Raw genomic sequence first — 8705 nt, 5'->3', positions numbered from 1 at the left:
GAGCCGACCAATTCGACGTCGCCCGAATAGTCCGTATCCACGGAAATCGTGATCCAGGCGTCCGACGAACCGCTCACCGGTCCCTTGAGATTCCGCCAGTTGTCGTCGGATCCTCCGCCGTTCGCGGCATAGTAACGGCCCGGCCGGGCAAGAAACATGTCTCCCGGCTGCGCCGAGTTCACACCAGTCATCAACCGAGCCCACGTTCGCCACGCTCCCGCGCCCCGGCTCGTGCCGGCGCCGGCGTCGTCTCCCTCCGAGCCGTCGAGATAATATGTGGCGGCCCCGAGCGAAACAGGACAAACCGCAACCAGCGCCCAAACCAAAATGCGTGCACTGAACTTCATCGGGAACCTCCGCACGCAATTGTGGGCCGAACCCCGGCCTTTCGTCCAGATGACTTCGTCCTCACACCCGAAAAGGACGATCCTCTCCGTTCAGCTTCTGCGGTTGGAAGGATCAGCGGCACGTTTTCGATCGAGTCGGCCCGGGCTGGGTCTGATCGCCTAAGTAACAAACAGGTATTGAATTCCTAACGGCGAAGGATCGACGCCTCATCCTTCTACACTTAACGGGAGGTTTGAAATAAGGAATCTCATATTTCCGGGTTGCCGCAGAATGTCCGCTGACGTTTATTTTCGTCGGGGATTCCGTCCGGAAGGGCGTCCGTAAACGGGGGCCTGAAGAACAATTTTCCCGGTGTATGAGCTCCCGTCATTTGGATTAAATTCCGCGGGCAAGGACAGATCCTTACTCTCCGCGATGATCCCAAATCCGATCACGTTTCCAAACGCGAGATTCAGGTCGCTCGCATCGTTGAAATCGGGGGCATAGAGTTGATCGACACCGACAAACGGGATAGCGAATTCCGCTTCCACGTGATTCCCGTAACTTCTCCCACTACCCGAGAAGTTAATGTATGGATCGGTGGCTCCAAAACTTCCGTTGGTGGACCACCCCTTGCCTCCAAAAAAATAGGAGAAAAATCCATCCATGTAATTGGGTGAAGGCTGTGCGGGCGTCGCCACGGATTTTAAGTCCTCTTGATCGATGGTCAAAATGCGGTCGAATGAGCCTGCTCCGGCGGAACCATTGTCTCCCTCATCAAAGTAGATGCTCAGGGAGGTCACGTTTGGATCTTGGGCGATCACACCTATGAAAAGTGTATTCGAACCTCCGTTGATTCCCGTTTTGAGAAAAAGTTCGAAAGCGCCGTTTGTGCCAAGCGAGGAGTAACGGGCTGCATCGCTCCATTCGGTGTTTCCGATCGAGCCATCCGGGACCGGAACGGTTGTGGACCGAAAAGGAGCTACGTAGTGCGCCTCAAAACCGACGGTAAACGTGTACGGGACACGGAAGGTTGTCGGGCCACAGGCGATGGAGATCTCCCCCGAGTAATAGCCGCTTAGCGCGGCGGGAGGGATCTCCAAGGAAGCGGTCACGGTTCCTACCTGACCGGACCCAAGACTCGATGGGCTCGAGAGGATACTCACATAATTATAGAGATTTTCCTCATCAAAGAGATTTCCTTGAAAATCGCGATTCCGTTTACTCGTTTCGGATGAAATGGAAAGAGACAGCGCGCTTGCGCTTACGTTTCCCACCGCGAACGTCCTCATGTAGGTGCCGGCCTGATGAATGAAGCCAAAGTCAACGGCCGAAGGGGAAGTAAATATCGGAGTTGAAAGCGCGGCCTTCACATTGATAAGGCCGCCCCCCACTTGATACGGGTCCGCCGGTACCTTGTGACGAAGAAACAACGACATGTAAATCGAGTTGTTTGGAGAGGGCGGCTCCAAGAACCGGGACGTCCCGGAGTCTAAGTATCGATCCGCTTCAAACAACGTGGCGCCCTGAGACGGAAAGGCCGTCATTGGAGTGGCCGACTGACTGCAAAGCCAGTAGGTACCTGTCCCAATGGAAGGGAGCGAGGCCTTCAAATATCCACTGCCTGCCGGCTCCCAAGGTGACTGCGCAATAATGACCCCGGGCGAGTTGTTTTGGTCTTCTCGGATCAGCGCATAAAGGGCCGGTGAAACCTCCGTTACAATTGCCACCGAGAAGAACGCCTCCGAAGAGATTATCGGGTGTTCAATCTGAACCCGTGTGCAGATCTCGAGCGTATCCAGTACCGGAAATCCGACCGACTGATACTGGTCGAGATGGCCGAGGTGGCGGAAAGACTCCTGGGGATTTGCACTCAACATCAATACCGATTTAATTTGGTCGGGCGTAAGTTGGGGCCGTGCTTGTAACAACAGAGCGGCCGCGCCCGCGACATGGGGAGTTGCCATAGACGTCCCCGATGCCAATACATGGTAGTTGTCTACGCACTGAGGAGGGTCAAAGCCGAAACTGTCGTCGAACTGGGCCGCGCAGATGCTCACGCCCGGAGCCGCAACATCCGGTTTCAGAGGAAAACCGAGAATTTCGGCCGGGCCTCCGGAGCTAAAAGAAGCCCGGACGCCATTCTTACCCACTGCGGCGACCGTAATCGCCCTTCCCGCCACGCCGGGGCTCGCAATCGTCTTGAAATCGTAATCGTTCCCTGCCGCGACAACAACGACGGATCCAGCTTGAACCGCGGCGTTCACGGCCGCCACCAGAGGATCGTCACCAGGTATGGCTGCGAGTCCTCCAAGGCTTAAGTTCATGACGTTGGCTCGATCACTGAAGTCACCGTCTCCATTCGGGTCAATCGCCCGCTCGATTCCTCCGATAACCCATGAGTCGAATCCAAATCCCTGGCCGTTGAGGACACGATACGCGAGGATCTCGGCATCCGGAGCCACACCCAAGAGAACACCGTCGCCAGAAGCGATGGAAGCGACGTGCGTTCCGTGGCCATGAACATCCATCGGGTCTGGATCCTCCGATTTCGGACGAGTGCACTCCCCGTTATGGTCGAACCAATCACAGGTGACAAAATCGTAACCGCCCGCGACCTTGGAACAGCCCTCGGCGTCCAGATTATGCTCTTCGGGAATACAGTTGCCGTTAAAGCAACCGAGGGGACAAGAAACGTCCACCCAGGCGACGGTACCATCCGTGTTACAGCTTTCTTCTTTCAAGAGTGTGCTCGATGCGCAGTAGTCCGCACCCAGACCGTCTCCAAACGTCCCGTACCCACGGTGACACGCGTTAACACCGCCGTCCGAATCAAAACATCCGTTGATCGTCAAAGGAGCCTCGGGAAAACAGGTCGGCGACTCTGGTGGAATGAAACAGCTTCCCAGGTCGGGATGGGTGTAATCGACGCCGGTGTCGATGATCGCAATTCGAATACCTTGACCCCGGATCGGATTGCCGGATCCATCCGACATACCCCACGCTTGATCGGCGGAGATCATGGGAACGGACTCTGAAAGAAGAGCGTCGACCCTGAAATTGGGCACAACGCTCTTTACATCTTCCAATTGGCGAGCCTGTTCCGCTTCCTTTTCGGAAATGTCGATCGCTATGGCATTCAACACTTTTTGGAATCGCCCACGAACGCGGCCGGCCGAAACAGGCCTCCCCACGATCGCTTCAATTTCTCTTATCGTCCTTTCCTGGCTCTCGACAAGGTGGTGTTCGTACAACGATAAAAGTGCGGGTGTGTTCCGAATTCCAAGTTCTTGCATCTTTGCCAAGAGAGAAGGCTCATGAAACTGAACAATGTAACCCAGCCGATCCGGTCCTTCAGACGATAAATACGTCGGCCCTGCTGGATCTTTCAGCCGAGGGGGGAGATGCGCTTTCTTTGATTCCTCTGCCTCGGTTCGATGAACCGAAAACGCGCTCGACAAGACCAACAGACAAACCGCAAGATGATGCTTTTGAAACGAATTCGCTTTCGACATAGCTCTCAGCCACCGTCCGCAAGCCGTATGCCAAGGAAGCAATTCAATAATTTCAGCGGCCTGAGACTCAATTTCGTAGCCGAAGATCTGCGCCCTGTAAACTAAAGTTCATGATTATGGATACTTTTATGAAAAGATTTTCTTCTCTTCCCATTCATTCGCTACATCTTGGCTGGAGAATCAGACCCCGTCGTCGGCCACGCAGCGCCCGTCGGACTCGCCCCGCGTGTAGAGGATTGATTTCGCGCAGCTCTTGTGCGAGTATCCGGCCCGAACTAAAGCAAGAAAGAGGAAAGAAACAATATAACTACCTGAGAACATTGGTGAAATCGGTGGAACAGAAAGCGAAAGTAATTGCGAAATATCGGCAGCATGAGCGGGACACGGGTTCGCCCGAGGTCCAGGTCGCTCTGCTGACCACTCGCATCGAGCATCTCACCGGCCATTTCAAGAAGTACTCGAAGGATTTTCATTCCCGCCGGGGCCTATTGAAAATGGTCGGACAACGACGCCGGCTCCTCGACTATCTTAAAAAGCACAGCGTGGACCGGTACCAAAAAGTAATCGGCGATCTCGGACTTCGGAAATAGTTCGTCCGCATCTCCCACATTCGGTTCTCGAAAGGAATTCCATGAAAACAGTTACAGTCAATATTCACGGCCGGACCATAACCATCGAAGTCGGCCGCATGGCGAAACAGGCCAACGGCGCGGCGCTCATTCGTTGCGGCGAAACGATGGTTCTTACGGCGGCCACGGCCGCGCGCACTCCGCGCGAAAACACCGATTTTCTCCCGCTATCCGTCGACTACGTGGAAAAGTTTCCAGCGGCCGGAAAAATTCCGGGCGGATTCTTCAAACGGGAAGGAAAGCTTTCGGATCGGGAAGTGTTGGTCTCCCGCCTGACCGACCGGCCGCTTCGGCCGCTTTTTCCGGATACTTATTTTCACGACACGCAGGTCGTTTCCACCGTGCTCTCGTACGACAAGGAGAACGAGCCGGACGTGCTTTCGATCGTCGGCGCCTCCACGGCGCTCCATATCTCCGAAATCCCATTCGCGGGACCGATCGGTGCCGTGCGCGTGGGACGCATCAACGGCCAGTTGACGGTCAACGCCTCGCTGGAAGCGATGAAAAACAGCGACATCGACATGGTCGTGGCCGCGAGCCGCGAAGCGATCGTGATGGTCGAAGGGGGAGCCAACGAGGTCCCTGAAAGTGAGATTTTGGACGCTCTGATGTTCGGTTTCGAATCGATCAAGCCGCTCCTCGATGCTCAAGACGAACTTCGCCGCGAGATCGGCAAGCCGAAGTGGAAGGTCGTTGAGGAAACGTCCGAGAGTCATCCGCTCGCGGAGAAAATCCGGTCGATGACGGCGAAACCTTTGTCGGAAGCGCTCAAGATCAAAGAGAAGCTTCCTCGATACAAAGTCGTGGGTGAGATCAAAGACAAATTAGTCCAGGATCTTTGCGCGGCGGATGCGTCGCTGGAAGACAAGGCTTCCGAGATCAAAGAAATTTTTGAGGGAATCGTCCGGTCGGAAATCCGGAACACGATCGTTCAAACTCAAAAGAGAATCGATCAACGCGCCACGAACGAAATCCGTTCGATCAACGTGGAAGTGGGCCTCCTGCCCCGCACGCACGGGTCGGCGCTCTTTACACGCGGCGAAACGCAGGCGCTGGTGACGACCACGCTCGGAACGACGGATGATGAACAGCGGATCGACGCGCTGGTCGGCGAATCCCGCAGCCGATTCATGTTGCATTACAACTTCCCGTCGTTTTCCGTCGGAGAGGTGAAACCCAATCGCGGACCGGGCCGGCGTGAAGTCGGGCACGGAGCGCTGGCTCATCGGGCGATCAGCAAGATACTGCCCGAGCATGAGAAGTTCCCGTATACGATCCGGATCGTGTCGGAAGTCCTGGAATCGCACGGCTCGTCTTCGATGGCCACGGTGTGCGGCGCGGCGCTTTCGCTCATGGACGCCGGTGTGCCGATCAAGGCACCGGTGGCCGGGATCGCCATGGGACTCGTCAAAGAGGGCGAGAAGTTCTTTATTCTCTCGGACATTTCGGGAGATGAGGATCACATCGGCGATATGGATTTCAAGGTGGCCGGGACTGAAAAAGGGATCACCGCCATCCAGATGGACATCAAGGTCCTCGGCGTGAGCCGGGAGGTGCTGGATCATGCTTTGGCACAGGCCCGGGAGGGGAGATTGCACATTCTCGGCAAGATGCGCGAAGCACTATTGGCGCCGCGGGAGGAACTCTCCAAATACGCGCCCCGAATCGTCACGATCCAGATCAAGCAGGACAAAATCCGCGACCTGATCGGTCCGGGCGGAAAGATGATCCGCAGTATCGTGGAGCAGACACAGGCGAAGATCGACGTGGAAGACTCCGGAAAAGTCACGATCGCCTCCGCCGACCTCGTGGCGCTGGAAAAAGCCAAAGCGATGGTCGAAGCGATCGTGGGCGAGGCGGAAATCGGACGGATCTATAAAGGGAAAGTCCGCCGGATCATGGAATACGGAGCCTTCGTCGAGATCATGCCCGGTACCGATGGCTTGGTGCATATCAGCCAGCTGCACGCCGAGAACGGCCGGGTCGAAGCGGTGGAGGATGTGATTAAAGAGGGCGATGAGATCGAAGTGAAGGTGATCTCCATCGACGACCGCGGAAAGATCAAACTTTCCCAGCGCGAGGCGATCGCGCCGGGATCGGGAAATCTGGAAGCCGAGTCCGGCCGCCCGCCGCGACGAAGTTACGGCGATCAGGACCGGCGGCCCGGCGGACCTCGAGGAGGAGAGCGCCCGCGCTTCGGCGACAGGCCTAGGAGCGATGACCGCCCCCGCGGCCCTCGCAGGGACCGGGGTGATTTTCGGAGATAATTTGGTTCGTTCGCTCGTCTAAAACGAGAAATCGAGGCCGATGGTGAAGGCCTGTGTGTTGAAAGAGAATCGAACCTCGCATTTCGCAAGGTCCATCAGGCCGCCTTGGATATTTTACATTCGACCTTGTACCCAAGTGCGGCAAGGACCCGGAGCATTAAATCTGTTGAGATATCGCTTGTATTTCCGTTCAGCAGATTGGTGATTCGGGGCCGTGATGTTCCGGCTAGTTGGGAGAGCTGAGCATGGGTAATCCGTTTTTGCTTAACGATGCCGACAATGGTTTCATTCAGGTCTGCGCGAAATTCCATCTCTGCACCTTCAGCCCGTGACAGGCCTAAGAAATCAGCAAGTTCGGAAGCGTTTCGTGTCACGATTGGCTTGAGTTTAGGCATTGAGTAGCTCCCTTAATCTTCTCTTTCCCGTGTCAATCTCCCGTTGCGGCGTTTTAGGGGTCCTTTTCTGGAACGCATGGAAGACAAGGACTTGGTCTTCAATCCGCGCCAAATAAAAGGCCCGATATATACCGCTGGCGTCTCTCACTCGGAGCTCTTCCACTCCAGGTCCAACTTGGCGCATCGGCCTCGACAGCGGCAAAGTCAAAATGGATCCTTTCTGTAGTTTCAGAATTGCCTTCCCAAGTTCACTCCTTGCAGCCTTCGGAAACCCCCGAAAAATCGGCCGCACAGCGGGATGAAACACTGCTTTCTTTAATATGAATGTACCGGATATGGTACCTCTCGTCAAGGTGGCCAGCCATCCATTCTGACGACGTTATTTATCAAGTGCGAATGCCGAAATCACGAGATTGCGCGGCCTTGACGCCCGTCTTGTAATCCAACGCTAAACAGTTCAGAACGAGAAATCGAGGCCGATGGTGAAGGCCTGTGTGTTGGCGGTGTTCCGGCCGTAAATCGTTTGCTGGTAAAGGCCGTAGACGGTGATTTGATCCGATGCACGCAGAGACATACCGACGCCGATTCGGCCGGAGTCTTCTTCGATGGCCGGGTAGTAGTTCTGAAAATTGTAATAGGCCAAGTCCTGGCCGCCGAACTGTTCGATGTGCTGAAATGTAAACCGCGCTCCCCAGATTTTTGTGATGTTTACGCCCGGTTCGATCATGAACTCCATCTGGTTGTGCGGGTCGCCGAACCGCTGAACGAGGGTGAAACTGCCGCGGACGTATGTACGAATCCGCTGGAAGTAGCTTCCCGCCAGCAGGCCGAGCCCCATGTCGGTCTGTCCGTCTCCCGGAGCGTTGGGAATGTTCCCGTAATGGTACGTTCCCGGAAACTTGAGGTAGGGGCGAACGCCGAGCGAGAGTCCCTTTTCCCAGAAAATGTATTTTCCGCCCAGGTAAACGTCGCCGATCCCCGTGTTTTCATCCACGTCGCGAAGCTCGCCGCTTCCGCCGGTCGTGATGCCGATGATGTTCCCGTTTAAATCGGTCGTGAGATAAACGAATTTTCTTTGGACCGAGACGATCGGAAAAACGATGTCGAAGGAAACATTTTCCAGCGGAACATACTCACCGTAGAGCGTGAACTCGTGCTGCGTGATTTCCCCGGGGAGATTGACGGAATCACTACCCAATTCGAGAAACTGATCCCAGTTGCCATGCGTATACGAAACTCCTCCGTGGATCGTCCCTTTGGGAGGTACCCAAACGGGGTCGGCGAGGGCGGATGTCGCCCCTAAAACCAGACACACGATGCCCCAGATCTTTTTCACCGGATGTTTGGTGTGCAAGTTCCAGACCGGCTATAACGCACCGGATCATGTCAAAAAGTTTGTTATTTCAAAAGCTTATGGTCGTAAAGTCGGTAGTGATCGACGATGTACTGTACCAAGGCTTCCAGGGCGGGGTCTTGAGGGGGCAATTCCTTGCCCCCGTTTCGAGCCACAATTTCGGAGTTAATTTTTTGCCGGATTTCGGCGAAATTCTTGGCCAGGGAGTCGGGAGAAAG

At 55.4% G+C, this 8705-nt stretch carries 7 protein-coding genes; 2 read left to right on the top strand and 5 right to left on the bottom strand.

Annotated elements, in window-relative coordinates:
- Together VI895_14295 and VI895_14290 are read right to left on the bottom strand one after the other, a co-directional pair.
- On the bottom strand, positions 1 to 347 hold a 347-nt coding region (locus tag VI895_14295; protein HLG20970.1), incomplete at its 3' end, for a hypothetical protein.
- 285 nt (positions 348 to 632) lie between these two features.
- The gene (locus VI895_14290; GenBank protein ID HLG20969.1) at positions 633 to 3842 is read right to left on the bottom strand and encodes a S8 family serine peptidase; all 3210 of its coding nucleotides are present in this window, start codon (positions 3840 to 3842) and stop codon (positions 633 to 635) included.
- A gap of 320 nt (positions 3843 to 4162) precedes the next feature.
- On the opposite strand from VI895_14290, the gene rpsO reads away from it, so the two are divergent.
- The gene (gene rpsO / locus VI895_14285) at positions 4163 to 4432 is read left to right on the top strand and encodes a 30S ribosomal protein S15 (protein ID HLG20968.1); all 270 of its coding nucleotides are present in this window, start codon (positions 4163 to 4165) and stop codon (positions 4430 to 4432) included.
- A 41-nt stretch (positions 4433 to 4473) separates the two neighbouring features.
- Positions 4474 to 6738 carry a polyribonucleotide nucleotidyltransferase gene (gene pnp / locus VI895_14280; GenBank protein ID HLG20967.1) on the top strand — a complete coding sequence of 755 codons (2265 nt, stop codon included), beginning with the start codon at positions 4474 to 4476 and terminating at the stop codon, positions 6736 to 6738.
- A gap of 95 nt (positions 6739 to 6833) precedes the next feature.
- On the opposite strand, the gene VI895_14275 is transcribed toward pnp, so the two are convergent.
- The 3 genes from VI895_14275 to VI895_14265 all read right to left on the bottom strand — a co-directional run bounded on the left by VI895_14275 (position 6834) and on the right by VI895_14265 (position 8469).
- Complete coding sequence (locus tag VI895_14275; protein ID HLG20966.1) at positions 6834 to 7133, bottom strand: XRE family transcriptional regulator; 300 nt, start codon at positions 7131 to 7133, stop codon at positions 6834 to 6836.
- Positions 7126 to 7425 carry a type II toxin-antitoxin system RelE/ParE family toxin gene (locus VI895_14270; protein ID HLG20965.1) on the bottom strand — a complete coding sequence of 100 codons (300 nt, stop codon included), beginning with the start codon at positions 7423 to 7425 and terminating at the stop codon, positions 7126 to 7128. Before VI895_14270 ends, VI895_14275 begins: the two co-directional genes overlap by 8 nt.
- 165 nt (positions 7426 to 7590) lie before the next feature.
- Positions 7591 to 8469, bottom strand: coding sequence for a transporter (locus tag VI895_14265; protein HLG20964.1), 879 nt, complete (start codon positions 8467 to 8469; stop codon positions 7591 to 7593).
- Positions 8470 to 8705 lie beyond the last annotated feature (236 nt).

The sequence above is a fragment of the Bdellovibrionota bacterium genome, from assembly GCA_035292885.1.
GTDB lineage: Bacteria > Bdellovibrionota_G > JALEGL01 > JALEGL01 > DATDPG01 > DATDPG01.
Note: the sequence above shows the minus strand (reverse complement) of the source record. Positions and strands in the feature narration are given on the sequence as shown.